We start from the raw sequence: 22,129 nt of genomic DNA, 5'->3' as shown, positions 1-22,129 counted from the left end.
AAAAAGACACGGCTGGCTGCCGTGCCTTGAACCGTAAATATATTGTAATAGGAGGTGCGAGCATGAATAAGAGAAAGTCCCGTCTCGGCGGAGAGACCCCGCTTTCCCGGGCTGTGACCCACGTGATCCTGATCGCCGCGTCGTTTCTGGCTTTCGGGCCCTTTGTGTGGATGTTCCTCACGTCCATCAAGACCTACGAGGAAACCATCCAGATTCCCATGAAGTTCCTGCCGGAAATTCCCCAGTGGGTCAACTACTCCATCGTCTCGGAAAAGCTGAACTTTCCCCAGCTTTATCTGAACACCATCCTGGTCACCATCATGATGATCGTGGGCCAGATGCTGATTGTCACCATCTGCGCCTACGCCTTCGACCGGCTGCGCTTTCCCGGGAAAAACGTACTGTTTCTGGGCATGCTGGCGCTGATGATGGTGCCCGGACAGATCTTCATTCTCCCCCGCTTCAAACTGATGGTGGCGCTGAACCTGACCAATACGCTGGTGGGCCTGGTGCTGCCGGGACTGTTCAACATCTTCGGCGTGTTTTTGATGCGCCAGTTTTTCTCCACCATTCCTAGAGAGCTGGATGAGGCGGCCCGCATCGACGGGTGCAGCTACTTCCGCATCTACTGGAACGTGCTGCTGCCTCTGGTCAAGCCCGGACTGACCACGTTGGCCATTTTGGGCATGCTGAACACCTGGAAGGACCTGATGTGGCCTCTGATCAACAACTCCCAGGCCAGCAAGATGACGCTGGCGGCGGGCCTGGCCATGCTCATCGGCGAGCATACCACCTACTATGAGCAGGTCATGGCCGGCGGCGTGATTGCCGTGCTGCCGCTGATTGTGCTGTTCGTCATTTTCCAGCGGCAGTTTGTGGAGGGCATTGCCCACAGCGGCATCAAGGGATGAGCCCTGCGGATATTGACATACGGAAAGGAACGTGAGCCCATGTTTTACCGGTACCCCATCAACGACGTCCATATTCACCTCTTTGATCCCAAGGACATAGACGAGTGCATCGCCATGGTGGACGAGTGCGGCTATACCAACTGGACGTTTCTGGCCTGCACCGTCATCGACAGCCCCTTTGCCCTGACCCAGAACCTGCTGTGCGCGCTGGTCAAGCTCCGGGAAAAGGGACGCTGCCAGGCATTCGGCTCCTTCCACTACAACGGCAATGAGGTGCCTGACGCGGATAACCTGCTTGAGCAGATCCGGTGGTTCGATCAGGCCGGCTTTGACGGCATCAAAATGCTGGACGGAAAGCCCGGTGTGCGGCTGCGGCAGAACCTGCCGCTGGACGCGCCCAACTACGACAAGATGTTTGACTACGCCCAGCGGACCCAGTTCCCCATTTTGTACCACATCAACGACCCCATCGAGTTCTGGTACCGGGACCGCCTGCCCCAGTGGGCGGTGGAAAAGAATTTCTTCTATGGCGACGGCCGCTTCCCCCACAAGTTCCAGATCGACGAGGAGACGTTCGGCTTTTTGCGCAAGCATCCCAACCTGAACCTGTGCATCCCCCACTTCTTCTTCATCTCCGACCAGCCGGGGCTGTGTGCGGAGATGCTGGACCGCTATCCCAATCTGTTCTTCGACATCACCCCCGGCTGGGAGATGTTTGAGAACTTCGCCAAGGACCGGGATTACTGGCGCCACTTCTTTGACGCTTACTCCCACAAGATTCTCTTCGGTACGGACACCTTCTCCGACCACTGGAGAGAGACGGTCACCTGCCTGCGGAGGGTGATGGAGACCGACGAGCCCTTTGTGGCCTTCGAGGAAAACTGCGTGGGACTGGATCTGCCGGAGCAGACTCTGCGGGACATCTACTTCAACAACTACCACAAGTTCATCCGCCGCACCGACAAGAAGATCAACGTGGACATGGTGCTGGCGTACGCGGATACCCTGTATGACCGCGTTCCCGCAGGGGAGCACCATCAGATACTCTGTGACACCATCGACTATCTCAAATCGGAGATTGCCAAGTTCCGGTAAGGGCGGAGGAGAGCGTTTTCGTGAAACTTTGTGTGATCGGCGGAGCCGGAGCCCGCTCCGCGTTTTTGACCAAGTCCCTGGTAAAGGCGGCCGGGGACATCCGGGTGGATGAGATTGTCCTCATGGACAACAACCGGGAAAAACTGCGTACCTACGGCGAGATCTCCAAGGAGCTGGCCCGGCGGCTGGACCCGTCCGTCCGGTTTTGGGTGACAGACGACGCCCGGGCCGCCCTGCGGGATGTGGACTACATCATCACCACCATCCGCGCCGGCGGAGACGAGGGCCGGCTGTTCGATGAACAGACGTGCCTTGCCCACGGCGTGCTGGGTCAGGAGACCACCGGCGCCGGCGGCTTTGCCATGGCGCTGCGGTCCATTCCCACGCTGGTGTACTACTGCACCCTGGCCCGGGAGGTGGCCCATCCCGGCCATCTGATTTTCAATTTTACCAATCCCAGCGGCATCATCACCCAGGCTCTGCGCTCCCGGGGGTTCGACAACGTCTACGGCATCTGCGACGCCCCCAGCGGATTTATCCGGCAGCTGGAGGAGATCCTGGGCGTGCCCTACGGGGAGCTGGACATTGAGTGCTATGGACTCAACCACCTCTCCTGGTTCCGCAATGCCCGGCTTCACGGCCGGGACGTACAGCAAGAGCTTTTGAACAATCCCCGCACCTACCAGCACTCAGAGATGCGCCTGTTTACCCGGGAAATGGCCCGTATCAGCGGCGAGTGCATGCTCAACGAGTACCTCTATTTCTACTACCGGCGGGAAAAGTCCCTGTCCATGATTCAAAAGGCAGAGCACCCCCGGGGTGAGATGATTTATCTCATCAACCGGGAATTGGAACAGCAGCTCTCCCGGCTGGAGCTGCCCCGGGACTTTGAGAAGGCCTTCAATCTCTACATGACCGCCTACGGCAAGCGGGAGAACGCCTACTTTTCCGTGGAGAGCGGCGCCTGCCGTGAGAAAGTCTGGAAGGCACCCTCGGTGGAGGAGTTCCTCTCCACTCCCGATGAGGGAGGTTACGCCGCCGTGGCGCTGCGGTTCATCCGGGCCATCACGGAGGGCGAGGCATGCCGCATGGTGCTCTCCGTGCCCAATGCGGGCGCCATCGAGGGCCTGGCGGACGACGATGTGGTGGAGATCACCTGCGACATCCGCAGCGACGGGGCCCATCCCGTCCACATCGGCGCCATCGACGAGTTCCAGCTCCAGCAGATCAAGCGGCTCAAGTACTTTGAACGCTGCACCATCCGGGCGGTACTGGAAAACGACCCTGACGCGGCAATCAAGGGTCTGGCCCTGCACCCGCTGGTCAATGACTTTGAACTGGCGCAGAAGCTGACGGACATTTTCTTCCGTCAGTACGCGGACTTTATTCACATGAACGAACAGGCCCCAAACTAAGGAAAGACCGGAGCGATGCGTATGTACGACTTCAAGACCTTTGCCCAAATGAATCTGGACTTGATCTTCAAGGACTTCGACCGTCTGCCCCAGCCGGGAGAAGAGGTATTTGCCCGGCAGTTTACCATGCAGCTGGGGGGCGGCCCCATGGTCTACCCCATTGTGCTGGAGCAGCTGGGCTGCCGGGTACGGCTGGGGACGTTCCTGGGCCGCAGCACTGTCAGCCAGCTTTGCCGGCAGCTGCTGGCCCAGCGGGGGTTTTCCAGCTACGACGTCTTTGAGACTGACTGCCCGGACCCCGAGGTGGTCACCAGTGTGTTTTCCTGGGCCCACGACCGGGGCTTTTTGTCTCACAATCAGGGGGTCTACGAGAGCTCCCTGGACCCGGAGACCGTCTACCGCTTTTTGCAGGACGCCCGGGTGGTGTTTGCGCCGGTGGGGCATCCGGAGGTGACCCGGCGGCTGCACAACCAGGGCGTGAAGGTGGTGTACGACAACGGCTGGAGCGACGATCTGTCCATTGACGATTTCAAGTCATTTCTGCCCTATATTGATGTCTACACGCCCAATGACAAAGAGGCCATGAAGCTGGCAGGCACGGACGATGTGGAGGAGGCCGTCCGCTTTCTGGCCCGGTATACCCCCTGCCCCGTGGTGACGCTGGGCAGCCGGGGCTGTGCCTATTGGGAGGACGGCGGTATCCGCTATGCCCCGGCCATCGAGGAATTCCCGGCGGTGGATACCACCGGCGCCGGGGACAACTTCCTCACCGGTGTGATTTACGGACTTTTGCAGGACCGGCCCCTGGGCGAGTGCGTGCGTCTGGGCAATATCTTCGCAGGGGTTTCCATTACGGCGGTGGGGTGCTTCGGCACGAAAATTACGCCGTCCCTGATTCAGGAATACCTGTAAGGAGGCGCACCATGGAACTTACGATCCGGCCGGAGCGGCTGGCAGACACATTCATGTCGCTGGTGGCCATTGACAGTCCCTCCTACGGGGAGCGGCAAATGGCCGATGTGCTGACGGAACGGCTCCGGGCGCTGGGGCTTTGCGTGGAGGAGGACGATGCCGGGGAGAAGATCGGCGGTACCAGCGGCAATCTTTACGGCTTTCTTCCCGGCACGCTGGATCTCCCTCCCCTGCTGCTGTGCGGCCATATGGACACGGTGGCACCCTGGCAGGGCAAACGGGCTGTCCGGGAAGCTGACGGCACCATCCGCAGCGCCGGGGATACGGTGCTGGGCGCCGATGACCTGGCGGCGGTGGCGGTCATCTTGGAGGTACTGGAGGCTCTGAGGGACAGCGGCCTTTCCCACCGCCCTGTCGAGGTGCTCTTTTCCGCCTCGGAGGAGACTTACTGCGTGGGGGCTTCCGCCTTTGATTTTTCCAGGATCCGTTCCCGGGAGGCCTATGTGCTCGATTACGAGGGGCCGCTTGGACAGGCGGTGACCGCAGCGCCCACCATTCTGGATTTTACTGCCCGTGTAACCGGCAGGGCGTCCCACGCGGGGTTTGCGCCGGAGGCGGGCATCAGCGCGCTGGTGACTGCGGCCCGGGCTGTGACCGGTGTCCGGAGCGGGCGGGTGGCGCCGGATACCACCGTGAATTTCGGCATGGTGGAAGGCGGCAGCGGCACCAATATCGTGCCGGAGACGTGTACGGTCCGGGGAGAAATCCGCAGCATGAGCCACCAGCGGGCTCTGGAGCAGATGGAGCTGGTGCGGCAGGCGTTTGAACGGGCGTGCACAGAAAGCGGCGCGGTGCTGGACTTTACAGACCGGTGTTTCATCCGGGCTTACCGGGTGAAGGAGGATGCACCGGTGGTGCAGCGGTATTTTGCCGTCTGCCGGTCCCGGGGCTATGAGACGGCGGCAGTGGATACTTTCGGCGGCAGCGACAACAACGTGCTCTCGGCCCACGGCATCACCGGTGTGGTGCTGCCTTCGGCCATGCATCGGTGCCATTCCTGCGGGGAGTATACCTCTGTAAAGGAACTGGCGGCGGTGGCGGAGCTGACGGCGGACCTGATCCTCAGCCGGACGTAAGAGTGCAAAACCATAACGCAGCCCGCCCGGCAAACACCGGGCGGGCTGCGTTCATTCAGACGGCGGCACGGACCGCCGGTGAGAAAGGAGTATTTCTATGGCACAGGAGATTACGGTGGTTTCTGATTTTGTATGCCCCTACTGCTATTGGCTGGAGGCGCTGATGGAGCGTCTGCCGGAGCATCCCGCGGTGCGTTATGCCCCTTATCAGCTGACCCGGCGGGGCCAGGAACCGGTGGATGTGGCAGCCGATCCGGAACGCCGGGCCCGGTATGCCCAGACCCTGGCCCCTGCCTGCGCGGCATTGGGCGTGGACATGCACCTGCCGCCCCGGGTGAGTCCCCGGCCCTATACGGACCTTGCCTTCCAGGGGTGGTACTTCGCCCGGGAGCAGGGCGCAGGCGACAGGTTCTATAAGCGGGTGTTCCGGGCCTATTTCCAGGAGGAGCGGGACATTGGAGACGTGGAGGTGCTGTGTACCCTGGCCCAGGACGTGGGGCTGGACGCGGCGGCGCTGCGGCGGGCCCTGGAGGACGGAATTTATGCCCAGGCGGTGGAGCGGGACACGGACGCGACGGCGGAGGGGCTGGAGATCCGCATGGTGCCCACGCTGGTGTGCGGTGAGCACCGTCTGGAGGGATTTGTACCCGATGTAGAGACGCTGCAGCGATGGCTGGAGGAGACGGAAAAGGAGGACGCGTAAAAGCGTCCCCCCTTTTTATCCGTAAAGGATGGGCGCGCTCCGCCGGAGGGCGGATCGTGCACGCTGCGGCTGCATGCGGCCATCTCCGCCCAGTGATACCCCTCGTAGTCCGGGGATACATGGGCCTTCCGTCGGTGGCTCCCGGAGCCGGAGGAGCGGGCCTGCCTGCGTCGGAACGTCACGATCTCTCAGAATCCTACTATATTCGGCGTGCAGAGAACATCCAAAACACAATATGTTGATAATTCCGTGGAAAATGTGGAGAACCGGGAAATGGAGGCTGCCGGGAGAAGCAGCCGGACACGATCAATTTTTCCCGCGGGTACGCAATCTGTGGGAGGACCTGTATGCCCCGTCCCCTGCTGGGGCAACCTTGCGGACAGCATGCGTGGTCCGTGGCGGCGGAGCGGAGTGCCGATCAGATAAACTTTACTTTTATAGGAGAGCTGTGATTCCATCCATCGGTTTGGTTTATACATAAAGAGCCCCCTGTAGTAGTTTCCGTTATCCTACAACAGGGGGCTTTTTATTATGCTCTGTTTTATGGATTGAGTCACCTGGCCGCATCATATGGTTTTGGGTTTTATTGGCGGGTGACGGAAAGAGCTCATTTTCCCCGCAGGTATCGCTGGATGTTCAGATCGTACTTATGGATATACGCCTGATTTTCCTCGATATCTGCCTGGGTCAGGGGACGGACGACTCTGGCGGGGTTTCCCAGAGCCATCATGCCGTCCGGGATCTGGGTTCCCGGCGCAAGACAAGCGGCGGCGCCGATGATGCAGTGATTTCCGATGTGGACGTTCTCCGGGATCACGGCGCCGATACCGATGAGCGTGTGGTCGCCCACGAAGCAGCCCCGGAGTACTGCACCGTGGCCGATGGTACAGGCCTGTCCGATTTTGACCGGCCCGATGATTTGCACATGATCCTGGATGTTAGTGTGGTCGCCCACTGATACTTCGCCGTCTGTGCCGTTGATTTTCGCGTGATACCAGACGCTGACACCTTGCCCCAGCAATACGGCACCGCGGATGATGGCGTCTTCCGTCACCAGCAGCCCTGAAAAGGTTTCATTAAAATTCATGTTGACCTCCGTGATACAAAAATGGATACAAGCAATAGAACTGGCGGTCTGCCTTGGGAAAATGGGAGAAAGCCGGCTGTGGATGCGCCCTGGGGCGGGATTGGCCTTGGGTAGAGTCTGCGGCAGTCCCGGAGGCCTCAGCGCATGGCCAGGGTCACCTGGCCGGTGGCTGCCAGCTCACCGCGGACATAGATCTCCGCCGAACAGGTGGCGATGGCTTTCTCCGGGCGTTCGGAGGCCATTGCCGCGTGGATCTCCAGCGTATCACCGGGCAGAATCTTTCTGCGAAAGCTGACCTTGTCAATGCCCAGAAAGAGCGGCGTCTTTCCGGCGTAGCGGGGCATGGAGAGCAGAAGGAGGTCTGCGGTCTGCGCCATGGATTCCACGGAGTATACGCCGGGCAGGACGGGGTCGTTGGGGAAATGGCCCTTGAAGATCTCTCGCTGGGGGTCCACATAAAAAGAAGCAATGATCTGTACACCGGGCTCCAGCTCTTCCGCCGTGTCTACCAGCAGCATGGGGTCGCGATGGGGAATGATGGCCTGTACGGCCTCGTGATCCAGTTTCATAGGGGATTCTCCTTTCGATCATCAAACTATGTGGGGGAGTCAGAATTCCTTTTGGCAGTCAATCAGAACCTTGACGATGTTGCCGGAGTGAGAGTCACACAGCTCCATCCCCTCCTGGACCCGGCTCAAGGGCAGGACTTCGGTAATGAAGAGATCAAAGTTGATGGAGGCGTGAGACATCATGCCAATGGCGTCTTCAAAGTCGGATTCGTTATAATTCCGGGTCATGGTCAAATCCACTTCCCGCATGAACAATTTTTGAAGCTGAAGCTGCATGGGGTGCGGGTAAGCGGCTACCAGCACGATGCGGGAGTGGGGGTGGATCAGATCCACCGCTGTATCGAGGCCGGCCTGGGTTCCGGTCACTTCAAATACAGCGTCGGCGCCGGTGCCGCCGGTTTGGTCAAGCACAAATGCCGGAAGATCTTCCTGTGTGGGATTTACCACGGTGAATCCCAGCTTCTGCGCAAGTGCGATGCGGGCTTCGTTCAATTCGGAGATCACCACCCGCAGCCCCAGGTGGCGGGCCACCAGAGCGGTCATCAGACCGATGGGACCGCAGCCGATGACCACGGCCAACTCCCCTGCCCGGGAGCGGGACCTGCGCAGTGCGTGGAAGCACACCGCCATGGGCTCCACCAGAGCTCCGTGCAGCAGACTGATGGAATCCGGAAGCCGATGCAGTGTCCGCTGATGGACCGTCCAGCGGTTGCACATGGCGCCGGCAGAATCCAGCCCCATAAAATTCAGGTGCGCACAGCAGTTGTGGTCTCCGGTACTGCAGGCAACGCAGATTCCGCAATAGTCCAGGGGGCAGATCACCACGCGGTCGCCGATGCGCCAATCGGTCACATCCGAGCCTACAGCGGAAATGACGCCGGAGCACTCGTGCCCGATGGCGCGGGGCAGCTGAGAAAACCGATAGTCATAATCTCCGTGCAGCACATGCAGATCGGAACCGCAGATCCCGCAGTAGGATATGTCCACCTGCACCTCCTGTGCTCCAGGAGGAGCCGGGGTATAGTCGTGGAGACCAAATGTGTGATTTCCCTCGTACATGCTTGCTCTCATAGCTACATCTCCTCATAGGGTATTTTCATTTTGAATTAAAGCAAATCGCGTGCCAAAAACGCGATAGCCGGTCATTTTTTCGTAAAACGGCAGGGATTGCTCTTCCGCTATAGATATAATTGGCGTTTTTCGCATCAGAATTGACCGGCACCACGGGCGGACGTGGGTGCGATGCGGAAAAATTGAATCAAGTGCGCATCGCTTGATGCAAAACGGCATCGATCTGTAGAGAAATTTCTTTGTGATTGTCATATATGCACAAAAATATTGAAAATATTTGAACTCGTATATGTCGAATTTTGGCACAAAAATTGCTCACATAGACGGGACAAGGGAATGAGAACGTCCAATCGTTCTTCTGCCATCCAATCCAACCGGGAAGGTGAGGAAATGCCAATGATGGAAAACGAGCATAAGCTGACATCTAAAGAACTTCTTGCAAAGCTGCAGGCAGAGCATTATGCCGGCGCGATGCAGGCAAAAAAAGAGGGCAGGCTGGTTGCCTGGGCGACTTCCATCTGTCCCCAGGAACTGCTGGAGACCCTGGATATCGATGTTGTGTATCCTGAAAACCATGCAGCAGCCATCGGGGCGCGGAAGGATGCGCCGCGGTTTATCGCAGATGCTGAGGCCAAGGGATACTCCACCGATATCTGCTCGTATGCCCGCGTCAATATGGGTTATGTGGATATTCAGTTTTCAGAGGCGGAGAACATTCCCCTGCCGGATCTGATTTTCTGCTGCAGCAATATCTGCAATACGGTCATCAAGTGGTACGAAAACCTGGCAAAAACCCTGCACGTCCCTTTGGTGATGTTTGACATGCCGTTCAACCACACCTTTGATGTCCCGGATCACAGCATCAAGTACATGCGCGGCCAGATCGAGCATGCCATTGAACAGCTGGTGGAGATTACCGGAAAAAAGTTCGACTACGACAAATTCGGCGAGGTTATGAAGGTTTCCACGGAGAGCGCGCTTTGGTGGCGCCGGGCGACGGACCTGGGCAGAAATCATCCGTCTCCGCTCAATGGCTTTGACATGTTCAACTACATGGCCATGATCGTCTGCGCCAGAGGCAAGGAGTCTACCCGGGATCTTTTCAAGCTGTGGCATGATGAGATGGCGGAAAAAGCCAGGCTGGGAAAGGGCCCCTGGAAAGAGGGAGAAGAGAAGTACCGCATCATGTGGGACGGCATCGCCTGTTGGCCGCACCTGGGCGTCACCTATAAGACACTGAAAAAGTATGGCATCAATATGGTGACCAGCACCTATCCAGAATCCTGGACCATCGTCTATGAAAAGAATGATCTGGACGGTATGGCCCGCGCATACAGCGCCAACTACGCCAACCGTAACCTGGATTACGGTACAGGCAACGTGATCAAGCTGGTGCGCGACTTTGACCTTGATGGCATTGTGTATCACTCCAACCGCAGCTGCAAGCTGATGGACTTCCGGCAGTATGAGGTCCAGCGGCGGATCGAAGCGGCCACCGGCATTCCGTCCGTGGTGTTTGACGGCGATCAGACAGATCCCCGCATTTTCTCCCAGGCGCAGTATGAAACGCGGATTCAGGCACTGGTGGAGATGATGGAAGAGAACAAAATCAAAAAGCAGAGAGGTGACCTGCGATGAACAGCGCACAGAAAATCATCGATGTCCTTTGCGAACAGGCGCTGCATCCCGCCCGCACGATTGCGGAAAGCTGCAAAGCCACCGGGAAAGAGGCCGTGGGATGTTTCCCGATCTATACGCCGGAGGAGTTGGTCTATGCGGCCGGTTTTCTTCCTGTGGGCATGTGGGGCGGAAGCACTGAGATCAAGCTGGCGGATCGCTATCTCCAGGGATTTTGCTGTTCCATCATGCGCGCCAATATCGAATACGGCATGCGGGGGGTCTACAATCGGCTGAAGGCCGTTTTGCTGCCCACGCTTTGCGACACGCTGAAATGCATCTGCGAAAACTGGAAGGTGGCGGTTCCGCAGGTCCCCGTCATCCCGGTGGTGTATCCGCAAAACCGCGGTATCGCCGCAGGAGAGCAGTACCTCAGGGATGAGTTCAGCCGGGTCCGCCGGGAGCTGGAGGAGATCGGCGGCCGGCCGGTGCGGGATGAGGCACTGGAGGAGGCCTTTGCCCTGTATGAAGACTGGCGCGGTGCCATGCGCGAGTTTTGTGAAGCCGCCGCCTCCCATCCCAAGACCATCAACGCCCGGGTGCGGCACTTGGTCATCAAGGCGGCGTGGTTTACGGACAAAAAGGACTATACCGGCAAGATCCGGGAGCTGACCGAAGCACTCAAGCACATGCCCGAGGAGAGTTGTTCCGTGCGTGTGGTGGCCACCGGCCTGACCGCCGAGCCTGTGGGGGTGCTGGATCTGCTGGTAGAAAATGATGTGGCTATCGTAGCCGATGATCTGGCCCAGGAGAGCCGTCAGTTCCGCACCCCCGCCCGACCTGACGGTGACGCACTTTCCAAAATGGTGTGGCGGATTGTGGACCAGCGGGGCTGTCCCTTCCTCTATGAAAAGGAAAAGACCCGCGGACAGATGCTCATCGATCAGGTGGAAAAGTACCATGCGGACGCCGTGGTGACGCTGCTGATGAAGTTCTGTGACCCGGATGAGTTTGATTACCCCATTTACAAAGCGGAACTGGAGGAAGCAAAGATCCCGCACTTGTATCTGGAGGTCGAACAGCAGATGGACAGCTTTGGTCAGATTGGGACCCGCATCCAGAGTTTTGCGGAGATGCTGGGCTGAGGAGGGACTATGTATTTAGGAATCGATATCGGTTCTTCCTCCTCCAAAGCGGCGCTGATCAACGAGAACAAAGAGGTAGTCGGGACCCGGGTGGTAAACCTGGGAACAGGCACCCAGGGGATCCGAACTGCACTGGACGAGCTGTATACACAGGCTGGAATCTCCGCGGGTCAGATCCGCTATTCCGTGGCCACCGGGTACGGCCGGCTGCTTTATGAGGGTGCGGATAAGCAGATCACGGAGATCACCTGCCATGCAAAGGGCATCCACTTTCTGATGCCGCAGGTCCGCACGGTGGTGGACATCGGTGGACAGGACTCCAAGGTTATTCGAATGGATAAATGCGGAAACGTACAGAATTTTGCCATGAATGAAAAGTGCGCTGCGGGTACCGGCCGCTTTTTGGAGGTAATGGCGCGGGTTTTGGGCTGCGGCATCCAGGAGCTAAGCTGCTTGGCAGCTCAATCTACCGAAGATGTTTCCATCAGCAGTGTCTGCACGGTGTTTGCAGAGAGCGAGGCGATCTCCCAGCTTTCCCAGGGAAAACACCCCAATGACGTTGCGCGCGGTGCGTTGCGGTCTGTTGCAAAGCGGGTGGCCGGCCTTTGCGGCCGGGTGGGGATCGAGGATGTGATTGCCATGAGCGGCGGCGTGGCTCTGAATGAGACCATGGTGGAGATCCTGTCCCAGGAACTGGGGCATCCGGTTGCGGCAGCTCCGGATTGCCAGGCGGTCGGCGCTATCGGGGCCGCGGTCCTGGCACATGAGCAGTATCACAAGACCCGCTGAAGCGGTTCTATCTGCTGGATCCCGGTCCAGTGAAAGCGAAAATAAAAGATGAGAGGAAGACCGAAGATGAATTGGAGAGAGTATTACAGGGAGAGGCTGGTTTCTGCGGAAGAAGCCGTTTCTCACATCAAATCCGGAGATTGGGTGGTCCCTTCCCACGCTGCTTCCGAACCGGAGTATCTGTTTGACGCGCTGCTCAAACGCAAGGATGAGCTGAGAGACGTACGGATCTGGCAGGGGCTGAACATCGGCGCCGCCAAGTATGCGCAGCCTGAGTATGCGGGCAGCTTCAAGGTCAGCTCTGTGTTTTTGGGGGCAAAGAACCGAGAGTGCATTCAAAACGGGCGCGGTGAGTTTACGCCCATGGCATTTTCGCTGCAGCCTCGGGCGGTCCGCACCGGTGCGATTCCCTGCGACGTGTATCTGGGACAGGTCACCCCGCCTGATGAAGACGGCTATTGCAGCTTCGGCCTTTCTGTGGATATGGCCCGTGCCTGCGTGGAGGCGGCCAAGCTGAAAATTGTCCAGGTGAACCGCAATATGCCCCGCACCTGCGGCGATACCAAGGTCCATGTTACGGAACTGGACTATTTCGTGGAAGCGGATACCCCTCTGTACGAGCTGCCCCTCATCGACAGCAGCGATCCTGTGGTGGACAAAATCGGCGCAAACATTGCCGCCCTAATCGACGACGGCGCCACGCTGCAAATGGGCCAGGGCAAGATCCCCAACGCCATCCTCAAGTGTCTGGGGGATAAGAAGGACCTGGGCATTCACACGGAGGTGTTCTCCGACAATCTGCTTCCCCTGATTGAAAAGGGCATTATCAACGGCTCCAGAAAAACCATCAATACAGGAAAGATTGTTTCCACCTTTATCCAGGGCACCCGGGACCTGTACGATTTTGTAGACAACAACGATATGGTGACGCTGTATCCCGTGGACTACACCAACCACGTGGGTGTCATTGCCCAAAACGACAATATGGTGGCCATCAACTCCGCCATCGAGGTGGATCTGACCGGCCAGGTGGCCGCGGACTCCATGGGCATGACCATTTTCTCCGGTATCGGCGGCCAGCTGGACTTCATCCGCGGTGCGGCGCTGTCCAAGGGCGGCAAGCCCATCATCGCGCTGCCCGCCACGGCCAAGAAGGGCACCATCTCCCGGATCGTGGCCCGCATGCAGGCCGGCACCCCGGTGGCCACGCCCAGGAACGACATTTTCTATGTGGTGACGGAGTACGGCGTTGCCGATTTGTTCGGCAAGTGCCTGCGGGACCGGGCAAAGGCGCTCATCAGCATCGCGGCTCCGCAGTTCCGGGAGGGGCTGGAGCGGGACTTCTTTGAGTTGTATAAGAAGTCCGGCATTTGACATAATTCGACGTAATCCTCAAAAAATGAAAATTTATCTAAAAGGAGAAATTAGGTATGAAGCACGTTCGTAAATTTGCGGCTCTGTTCCTGGCTCTGGCGATGGGAATGTCTTTGGCTGCCTGCGGTGAAAAGGGCAGCGAGTCCCCCGCGGACGACGATACGGTCTACACCATCACTGCCGGCGGCACAGTTCCCGAAGAGCACCCGATTTCTCAGGGCATGATGGAGTTTGAGCGGGTGGCCGAGGAGCTTTCCGGCGGCCGCATCCAAGTGGAGACCTATGTGAACAATACGCTGGGCGGCAGCCGTGAGCTGGTGGAAGCCGTGCAGGCCGGCGAGCTGCAGATGTGCGAGACCAGCCAGTCCATGTATGCCAGCTTTACAGAGGAACTGATGAGCGTGGGTCTGCCTTTCCTGTTCAAAAACCGCGAGGCTGCCTATGATTTCTTCGACAGTGAAGTGGGCCAGCAGATCTCCGACGCCATCTGCGAGCAGACCGGCATCCGGATCGTCGGCTATTTTGAAAACGGCATCCGCCAGCTGACCAACTCCAAGCATCCCGTTGTGACGCCCGATGATATGAAGGGCCTGAAGATCCGGGTCATGGAATCTCCCCTGTACATCGAAATGTTTACCGAGATGGGCGCCAACCCCATGCCCATGTCCTTCAGCGAGCTGTATACCGCCCTGCAGCAGGGCACGGTGGACGGCCAGGACAACCCCTATGCCATCACCGCCACCAATGCCTTTTATGAGGTCCAGAAGTACCTGACCGATTTGAGCCACACCTTCGACATTACCTGCTACTCCATCAATGATGATTTCTATCAGAGCCTGCCTGAGGACTTGCGGGAGGTGGTGGATCAGGCTGCCAAGGCGGCGGTGGAGGTCAACCGTGAAAAGTCTATCGAGATGGAAGCTGAGTATATCAAGACCATCGAGGACGGCGGCTGTGAGATCACGTTCCTGACTGATGAGCAGCGTGAAGCCTTTAAGGAAGCCACTGCCGGCTGCTATGACTTCTTCAAGGAGAACTACTCCCCCACCGTGTCTTTGGAGACGGTTTTGGCCAAGGCCGAGGAAGTGAACGCGGCCAACTGAAGCTGGAAGCGGGTTCCGGGGCGGCAGAAGGCTGCCGCTCCGGAAAGACCTGAGGAGAAAGGGAAGTTATGAAAATAATCTCATTCATTGATAAGCATTTGGAGGAGATCCTCTGCGCGGTGCTGCTTGCCGTCATGACCATCGTGATCTTCCTGCAGATCGTTCTGCGTCTGCTGGGGCTTCCGCTTTCCTGGACGGAGGAGATCGGACGGTATATGTTCATCTGGCTGATCTACATCGGCTGCGCCAGTGCCATCCGTAAGCGCAAGCACATCAGTGTGGAGCTGCTGGATCTTTTTCTGAAAGAGCGCGGGAAGTTTGTCCTGAACATCATCTCCAATGTGGTTTTCCTGATTTTCGCTGTGATCTTGACCTATTACAGCTTTTTTGTGGTGCAGCGCGTGACCACACAGCTGTCTCCGGCGATTCGGATGCCCATGTCCATTCCGTACAGTTCTGTTCTGGTGGGCAGCGCGCTCATGGTGATTCGCCTGATCCAGGACACCATTGCCCGCTTCAAAGAGCGGAAAAAGGAGATTGATGTCCTATGACAAATTTGATTTTATTTGGTTCTTTCTTCATCCTGCTGCTGCTCAAAGTGCCCATCGGCGTATCCGTAGGCATGTCCGTGGCGCTTTATCTGGGCTTGTGCAGCCCGCAGCCCATGACCTACCTGGCGTCCAACATGTTCACGGCCGTGGATTCGTTCCCCCTGATGGCCATCCCCTTCTTCGTTCTGGCGGGCGCCCTCATGGAGGGCGGCGGCCTGAGCAAACGGCTTGCCAATCTGGGCGCGGCGGCAGTGGGCCACGTCACCGGCGGATTTGCCATCGTTACGGTCATCACCTGCATGTTCTTCGGCGCCATTTCCGGCTCTGGTCCTGCCACCGTGGCGGCCATCGGCGCGGTCATGGTGCCCGCTATGGTGGAGCACGGCTATGACAAGTCCTTTTCCGTGGCTCTGATCGCGGCCTCCGGCTGCCTGGGTGTCATCGTACCTCCCAGCATCCCCATGGTGCTGTACGGCGTTTCCACCGGCGCGTCCGTAGGCACGCTGTTTATGGGCGGCTTCGGTCCGGCCATCGTGCTGGGCGGCGGCCTGTGCGTCCTGAGTGTGATCATTGCCAAAAAGCGCGGCTATAAGGGCACCGGCGAGAACTTCTCCTTTGCAAGACTATTGAAGGAGTTCCGCAGTGCCATCTGGGCCCTGCTGGTCCCTGTTATCATTCTCGGCGGTATTTACGGCGGCTTTTTCACTCCCACCGAGGCAGCAGTCATCGCCTGTGTGTACGGCTTGCTGGCGGGCACGCTCATCTATCGTGAGCTGAATTGGGCCAAGCTCTACAATGCCCTGGTCAGCTCTGCAGAAACAGTGGGCACTGTGCTGATCATGGTCGGTACGGGCACCGTGCTGGGTAAGATCCTGGCGCTGGAGCGCGTTCCCGACACCATTATGAGAGGCATGACCTCCCTGACGGACAGCAAGATCGTTATTTTGCTGCTGATCAACCTATTGCTGCTGGTGGTGGGCTGCATTATGGATACCACCCCCGCAATCCTCATCCTCTCCCCCATTCTCTACCCTGTGGCCCAGGCCTACGGCATCGGTATTATCCACTTCGGCCTCATTATGGTCACCAACATGGCCATCGGCTTTATTACGCCGCCGGTGGGCGTGAACCTGTTTGTGGCTTCCGGCATGACAAAGACCAAATTCACGGATCTTTGCAAAGCGATCGTTCCGTTCATTGGGGTCATGTTCATCAGCCTGCTGCTTATCACCTATGTCCCTGCCATCACGGAGGCCATTCCCACCGCGCTGGGCATGATTGAATAAAGTGCCATGAACCATCTTTTTGATATTTCCGGCAAGCGGGCCATCGTCACCGGAGGGAGCCGCGGCATTGGCTTCACCCTTGCCAAAACACTGTATGAAGCCGGCTGCACGGTGGCGATTACCGGCAGCGGAACAAGCATCCATAAAGCGGCGGAGCGGATCGGACCTTCCGACAAGGTCCGCGGGTTCATCGGGGACTTCCGGGACGGTGCGGCGGTGGAACGCTGCTTCCGAGAGGCACTGGAATTTCTTGGCGGTGTGGATATCCTGGTCAACAATGCGGGGACGCAGGTCCGCTATCCCTGCGAGGACTTTCCCATGGAGGAGTTTGAGCAGCTGATCCGCGTGAACCTGACGTCGGCGTTTCAGATGGCCCAACTGGCGGGCCGGGAGATGCTGGCGCAGGGCAGCGGAAAGATCATCAATATCGCATCTATGCTCAGTTTCTTCGGCGGCCACCATGTTCCGGCCTATGCGGCTTCCAAAGGCGGCATCGCGCAGATCACAAAGGCTCTGTCCAACGACTGGGCTGCACGGGGCGTCCAGGTCAATGCACTGGCGCCCGGATACCTGGCTACGGACAATACGGCTGCCATCCGGGCGGACCCTGTGCGCAATCAGGAGATCCTGAGCCGGATTCCTGCTGGGCGGTGGGGAAATCCGGAAGATCTGGCAGGAGCACTGCTGTTTTTGGCGTCGCCCGCGTCGGATTATCTCTCCGGCGTAGTGCTGCCGGTAGACGGCGGCTTCCTGGGAAGATAAGCACACGGCTGACGAAACGGAGGTTTCCTCGGTTTCGTCAGCCGTTTTGTTCAGCGGGAGGAGATGTGTGTTGAATCACTATAAGATTGTCATTACGGACAGTGACTATGAGGACTTCGCGGCGGAACAAGAGATCCTGGAACCCATTGGCTGCGAGATCGTCAAGCTGAATGTCCGGAATGAGAGCGTTCTGGCGCGATCGCTCCGGGATGCGGACGGTGTGCTTTTTCAGTGGGCGAAGCTAACGGCTCCCATAATCCGCTCCATGGACCGCTGCCGCGTCCTTGCCAAATATGCCACGGGCACCGACGGGGTGGATCTCCTGGCAGCCACCGAGCGGCGGATCTGCGTGACCAACGTGACGGATTACTGCACGGAGGAGGTTTCCGACCACGCCTGCGCCATGCTGCTGGCGCTGTCTCGGGGGCTGCCGCTCCACGACCGGAATATCCGGCGGGGAATCTATGACTATCATGCGGCAAGATCTCTGCCGGATCTTCGGCAGGGGGTGTTGGGGATCGTGGGATTTGGAAAGATCGCCCGGCGGGTCATGCAGAAAATGCGGCCCTTTTGCCGGGAGATCCAGGTGACCAGCCGTGCAGGCGCGGAGGAGATCGCGGCCGCGGGCGGGGTGAAGCAGCCCTTTGACCGGGTCATCGCACAGGCGGATTACCTCTGCATCCATACGCCCGGAACCCCGGAAAACTACCATCTTTTCAACCGGGCGGTCTTTCAGAGAATGAAGATGGGCGCCTGCCTGGTGAATGTGGCCAGAGGGTCTGTACTGTGTGAGGAGGACCTTACGGCGGCGCTGCGGTCCGGCCATCTGGCCTATGCCGCACTGGATGTTTTTGAAGAAGAGCCACTGCCGCTGGAAAGCCCGCTGCGGCAAATGGAGCAGGTGCTGCTCACGCCCCACGCCGCATGGTATTCCCCCTCGTCCCAGCGATTGCTGCAGCGAAAGGCAGCCCAGCAGGTGCGTGCCGTTCTGGAGGGGCGGCGGCCGGAGTGCCTGGTCAACGAAGAAGTGGCCGAGTATGTGTTTCCATCTTGAAAAGGAGCGTAGTCATGAAGGATTTCATCAGAATTTACGCCGCGGACAATGTTGCCGTGGCGCTGCGGGATGTAAAGGCCCTGGAGACCGTGGAGGTGGACGGACAGCGCATCACCGCTCTGGAGAACATTCCCAACGGGCATAAGATCGCCCTGGAGGACATCCCCGCCGGAGGCCGGGTCGTGAAATATGGCAACCGGATCGGCGTGGCATCGGCACCCATTTTGAAAGGCGGCTATGTGCACGACCACAATGTGGCCACGATGGCCAACGGGAGCCGGAGCTATACCTATGTTCCGGACGGGGAGGCAGTCTATCCCGGGCGTACGGAGCAGACCTTTCTGGGCTACCGCCGCAGCGACGGCGGCGTGGGTATCCGGAACCACCTGGCCATCATCCCGTCGGTGTTCTGTGCCAACGGACCGCTCCAGAAGCTGGCGGATATGGTAAAGGAGCGCTACCCCGGCAACGACCATTTTGACGGCGTACTGCCCCTGACCCATCCCTACGGGTGCAGCCAGACGGGCCGGGATCTGGCCATGACCGCCAAGACTCTGGCGGGTGTCATCCGCAACGCCAATTTCGGCGGCGTGCTGGTCATCAGCCTGGGATGTGAGATCAACGACCTGGCCACGCTGCGCAAATACATGGACTATGTGGACGAAAAGCGGGTCAAGTTCCTGGTTTTGCAGGAAAGCGAGGACGAATTTGCCGACGGCCTGCGGCTGTGCGGGGAGCTGATGGAGGAAATCGAGCAGGACCGCAGAGAGCCAGTGAATCTGAGCGAGCTTCATGTGGCGGTCAACTGCGGCGGCTCCGATGGCTTTTCCGGCATCACCGCCAACAAGCTGGTGGGCCGGCTGACAGAGCGGCTGGTGCGGCAGGGAGCTACTGTCAACATGACCGAAGTTCCGGAGATGTTCGGCGCGGAACACCTTTTGATGAACCGGGCGGCCAACGAGAAAATTTTTGACGCGGTGGTGGGCATGATCCGCGATTACAGCGACTACTTCCGCCGCTACGGAGAAAAGGTAAGTGACAATCCCACCCAGGGCAACAAGGCCGGCGGCCTTTCCACTATTGAGGAAAAATCCCTGGGCTGCATTCAAAAGGGAGGGCGCTGCGCGGTGACGGAGGTTTTGGAGTATGGCCAGCGGGCGACAGAGCACGGCTTTGTGCTGGTGTCCGGCCCGGGCAACGACCTCACCGGCGTGACCGGACAGATCGCCGCCGGCGCGGTGCTCACCATTTTTACCACCGGGCGGGGAACGCCCTGCGGGTTTGCGGGCCCCACGTTCCGCCTCTCGTCCAACAGCGTGCTTGCCCGCAGAAAGAGCGGATGGATCGACTTTGATGCGGGCGTGCTGCTGGAGCAGACCTCACAGGAGGCACTGGAGGCGCTGACGGACGCGTTGTATCAGGCTGTGCTGGACACCTGCAACGGCGACTACCACACCCGCAATGAGGAAAACCGGTATTACCAGATGGGGATTCTGCGGGACGGCGTCACCCTGTGACGGCAGCGCAGACGCACATCTGCAGGGAAGGGCGGCGGCAAAGGACCGCCCTTCCCTGCCTGCCCGGCGGGGAGCGCCTGGGTGGGGAGGGCGGAGCGATTTTCTTGAAGAACGTACCGTTTCATGCTAAAATGAGACGATCAGAACAGTTCTGATGTCATATAGGTTATGAAAATTGTAAAATTTACCATGCCTTTATGAGCGATAATACTGCGCGTTTATGAAAGGGGACGCCTCGTTCCAAGCGCTAAACTCCATCAAGATGAAAGGATTGTGCTATGTTGCCTTTAGAAATGCCGGACTGCTTTCCAATTCCCGCCATGCTCACACTGGCGCAATATGCCTCCAATGGAATTGTTTTTTTTGGAGAGGACTATCAGATTACATTTGCCAATCCGGCGGCGCGGCGTCTGCTGAACTTTCATGATGTGGTGGATATACGGGCGCTGATCCACACCATCGACTTGCGGAATCTGAAAGAAGACGCGGTGTTTACCATGCAGGTGGATAAGGGAACCGTGCACTATCGGGTGATCTCCATCTGGGGAGAGACACGGCAGTATGGATATGCACTGATCATTATGGAATCGGAGGAGGTACTCTTATCCAAATCGGAGCTGGAGGCGGCGTGGAAGCTGACAAGCGAGATGGAGGAGATTCTGGAGGGGTCTTTTGACGGGATACTTGTAACCGACGGCGATGGAAACGTACAGTTTTTCAACAGCTCCTATGAGCGGGTGGCGGCCATTCCCAAGGAGCAGCTGGAAGGACGCAATATGCGTGCCCTTATCAACCCCGTATGGATGGAAAATTCGGTGGCCTTTGTGGTGCGAGATGAAAAACGGCCGGTTTCCAAGCGCCAGATCACCAAGGACGGCCGGGACATTATCGTGACCGGAAAGCCGGTGTTCGACCAGAATGGAGATATCAAGCGGATTGTGATCAATGCCCGCGACATTACGGAGATCTTTCAGCTTCGGGAGGAGCTGCTCAATGCAAAGAGCCGAGAGCTTCAGCACTATGAGGCGCTGATCGACGAGACGGGCGTGAGGACAGAACAGATCGTGGCGGTGAGCGAGAGTACCAAGAAGGTCTTTTCTCTTGCCAAGCAGGTAGGACCCTTTGACGCCACAGTGCTGATTTTAGGCGAGTCTGGCGTGGGGAAGGAAGAAGTGGCCCGGAAAATACACAACAGCAGCATTCGGCAAGACCACGCGCTGGTGACCATCAACTGCGGCGCTATTCCGGAGGCCTTGCTGGAAAGCGAGCTGTTCGGCTATGAGAAGGGTGCGTTTACCGGCGCATCCGTATCGGGGAAGATTGGGCTGCTGGAGGCGGCCAATGGCGGGACGGTGTTTTTGGATGAGGTGGGCGAATTGCCCCTGTCTTTTCAAGTGAAACTCCTGCGTGTTTTGGAGACGAAGCAAGTGACTCGGGTGGGCGGTGTGCGATCCAAGAGCATCGATGTGCGTTTTATTGCCGCCACCAACCGCAATCTGAGCAAAATGGTCCGGGAGGGCACGTTCCGCGAAGACCTTTATTACCGGCTGAACGTGGTCTCCATTACCGTTCCGCCCCTGCGGCAGCGGCGGGAGGATATCCTGCCCCTGAGCCTCTACTTCCTGAATATCTTCAATCACAGATACAACCAGCACAAGGCCATGACGCCCGAGGTCATCAAACGGCTGGAAGAATATGACTGGGAGGGGAACGTCCGGGAGCTGCGGAATGTGATCGAACGCATGGTCATTATGAGTGCAAACACCCAGTTTCAGATCAGCGATGTGCCGTGGATCATCCAGCAGTGCAACGGAAAGCAGACGGACCCTGCGGATGCCGGCTCCGTTACCGAGCCGGTGCCTGATACGGACCTCAACCTGGCGGTGGAGGAGCTGGAGATTCGGCTTTTGAAGCAGGCAAAGGAAACCTGCGGCTCCACCCGGGAAATGGCCCGCTACCTCCGGGTGGATCAGTCCACTGTAGTGCGGAAAATGCGGAGATATGGCCTTTCTTAAACGAGGAACGCGCATCG

20 protein-coding genes are annotated in these 22,129 nt (G+C 58.4%); 17 read left to right on the top strand and 3 right to left on the bottom strand.

Going from position 1 to position 22,129, the window contains the following annotated elements:
* The first annotated feature begins 62 nt into the window (after positions 1–62).
* From QZS13_RS04545 to QZS13_RS04520, 6 genes are all read left to right on the top strand, one after another.
* A complete protein-coding gene (locus tag QZS13_RS04545) occupies positions 63–911 on the top strand; it encodes a carbohydrate ABC transporter permease (protein WP_295586071.1) in 849 nt (282 codons plus the stop codon).
* Positions 912–950: 39 nt separating this feature from the next.
* Positions 951–2,006 carry an amidohydrolase family protein gene (locus QZS13_RS04540; protein WP_295586068.1) on the top strand — a complete coding sequence of 352 codons (1,056 nt, stop codon included), beginning with the start codon at positions 951–953 and terminating at the stop codon, positions 2,004–2,006.
* Between the two features lie 20 nt (positions 2,007–2,026).
* Positions 2,027–3,421, top strand: coding sequence for a 6-phospho-beta-glucosidase (locus tag QZS13_RS04535; RefSeq protein ID WP_295586065.1), 1,395 nt, complete (start codon positions 2,027–2,029; stop codon positions 3,419–3,421).
* Between the two features lie 21 nt (positions 3,422–3,442).
* A complete protein-coding gene (locus QZS13_RS04530; protein ID WP_295586062.1) occupies positions 3,443–4,333 on the top strand; it encodes a carbohydrate kinase family protein in 891 nt (296 codons plus the stop codon).
* Positions 4,334–4,344: 11 nt separating this feature from the next.
* Positions 4,345–5,469, top strand: coding sequence for a M20/M25/M40 family metallo-hydrolase (locus QZS13_RS04525; RefSeq protein WP_295586060.1), 1,125 nt, complete (start codon positions 4,345–4,347; stop codon positions 5,467–5,469).
* A gap of 97 nt (positions 5,470–5,566) precedes the next feature.
* A complete protein-coding gene (locus tag QZS13_RS04520) occupies positions 5,567–6,172 on the top strand; it encodes a DsbA family protein (protein ID WP_295586057.1) in 606 nt (201 codons plus the stop codon).
* 607 nt (positions 6,173–6,779) lie between these two features.
* Here the strand turns inward: QZS13_RS04520 and QZS13_RS04515 are convergent.
* The 3 genes from QZS13_RS04515 to QZS13_RS04505 form a co-directional block, all read right to left on the bottom strand.
* The gene (locus tag QZS13_RS04515) at positions 6,780–7,259 is read right to left on the bottom strand and encodes a gamma carbonic anhydrase family protein (RefSeq protein ID WP_295586053.1); all 480 of its coding nucleotides are present in this window, start codon (positions 7,257–7,259) and stop codon (positions 6,780–6,782) included.
* Positions 7,260–7,396: 137 nt separating this feature from the next.
* Positions 7,397–7,828 (bottom strand): 3-hydroxyacyl-ACP dehydratase FabZ, encoded by a 432-nt coding sequence (gene fabZ, locus QZS13_RS04510; protein ID WP_295586050.1) that lies wholly within the window; start codon positions 7,826–7,828, stop codon positions 7,397–7,399.
* A gap of 39 nt (positions 7,829–7,867) precedes the next feature.
* Positions 7,868–8,899, bottom strand: a complete 1,032-nt coding sequence (locus QZS13_RS04505; RefSeq protein ID WP_295586048.1) for a zinc-binding dehydrogenase — start codon at positions 8,897–8,899, stop codon at positions 7,868–7,870.
* Between the two features lie 399 nt (positions 8,900–9,298).
* Between QZS13_RS04505 and QZS13_RS04500 the strand changes: the two genes are divergently transcribed.
* The 11 genes from QZS13_RS04500 to QZS13_RS04450 all read left to right on the top strand — a co-directional run bounded on the left by QZS13_RS04500 (position 9,299) and on the right by QZS13_RS04450 (position 22,112).
* Positions 9,299–10,537, top strand: coding sequence for a 2-hydroxyacyl-CoA dehydratase subunit D (locus QZS13_RS04500; RefSeq protein WP_295586045.1), 1,239 nt, complete (start codon positions 9,299–9,301; stop codon positions 10,535–10,537).
* Positions 10,534–11,661 (top strand): 2-hydroxyacyl-CoA dehydratase subunit D, encoded by a 1,128-nt coding sequence (locus tag QZS13_RS04495; protein ID WP_295586042.1) that lies wholly within the window; start codon positions 10,534–10,536, stop codon positions 11,659–11,661. Before QZS13_RS04500 ends, QZS13_RS04495 begins: the two co-directional genes overlap by 4 nt.
* Positions 11,662–11,670: 9 nt before the next feature.
* On the top strand, positions 11,671–12,450 hold the full coding sequence (locus tag QZS13_RS04490; RefSeq protein ID WP_295586039.1) for an acyl-CoA dehydratase activase: 780 nt from the start codon (positions 11,671–11,673) through the stop codon (positions 12,448–12,450).
* Positions 12,451–12,516: 66 nt separating this feature from the next.
* Positions 12,517–13,824, top strand: coding sequence for an acetyl-CoA hydrolase/transferase family protein (locus QZS13_RS04485; RefSeq protein WP_295586035.1), 1,308 nt, complete (start codon positions 12,517–12,519; stop codon positions 13,822–13,824).
* Positions 13,825–13,880: 56 nt separating this feature from the next.
* Positions 13,881–14,927, top strand: coding sequence for a DctP family TRAP transporter solute-binding subunit (locus tag QZS13_RS04480; RefSeq protein ID WP_295586031.1), 1,047 nt, complete (start codon positions 13,881–13,883; stop codon positions 14,925–14,927).
* A gap of 68 nt (positions 14,928–14,995) precedes the next feature.
* Positions 14,996–15,478 (top strand): TRAP transporter small permease, encoded by a 483-nt coding sequence (locus tag QZS13_RS04475; protein ID WP_295586027.1) that lies wholly within the window; start codon positions 14,996–14,998, stop codon positions 15,476–15,478.
* Positions 15,475–16,764, top strand: coding sequence for a TRAP transporter large permease (locus QZS13_RS04470; RefSeq protein WP_295586024.1), 1,290 nt, complete (start codon positions 15,475–15,477; stop codon positions 16,762–16,764). The genes QZS13_RS04475 and QZS13_RS04470 overlap by 4 nt, the downstream gene beginning before the upstream one ends.
* Positions 16,765–16,770: 6 nt before the next feature.
* Positions 16,771–17,526, top strand: a complete 756-nt coding sequence (locus QZS13_RS04465; RefSeq protein WP_295586021.1) for an SDR family oxidoreductase — start codon at positions 16,771–16,773, stop codon at positions 17,524–17,526.
* A 70-nt stretch (positions 17,527–17,596) separates the two neighbouring features.
* Positions 17,597–18,580 carry a C-terminal binding protein gene (locus QZS13_RS04460; protein ID WP_295586018.1) on the top strand — a complete coding sequence of 328 codons (984 nt, stop codon included), beginning with the start codon at positions 17,597–17,599 and terminating at the stop codon, positions 18,578–18,580.
* A 14-nt stretch (positions 18,581–18,594) separates the two neighbouring features.
* A complete protein-coding gene (locus QZS13_RS04455) occupies positions 18,595–20,097 on the top strand; it encodes a UxaA family hydrolase (protein WP_295586015.1) in 1,503 nt (500 codons plus the stop codon).
* A gap of 278 nt (positions 20,098–20,375) precedes the next feature.
* Positions 20,376–22,112 carry a sigma-54-dependent Fis family transcriptional regulator gene (locus QZS13_RS04450; RefSeq protein ID WP_295586011.1) on the top strand — a complete coding sequence of 579 codons (1,737 nt, stop codon included), beginning with the start codon at positions 20,376–20,378 and terminating at the stop codon, positions 22,110–22,112.
* Positions 22,113–22,129: the final 17 nt, after the last annotated feature.

This window comes from uncultured Oscillibacter sp. (genome assembly GCF_900546705.1).
Lineage (GTDB): Bacteria > Bacillota > Clostridia > Oscillospirales > Oscillospiraceae > Oscillibacter.
Note: the sequence above shows the minus strand (reverse complement) of the source record. Positions and strands in the feature narration are given on the sequence as shown.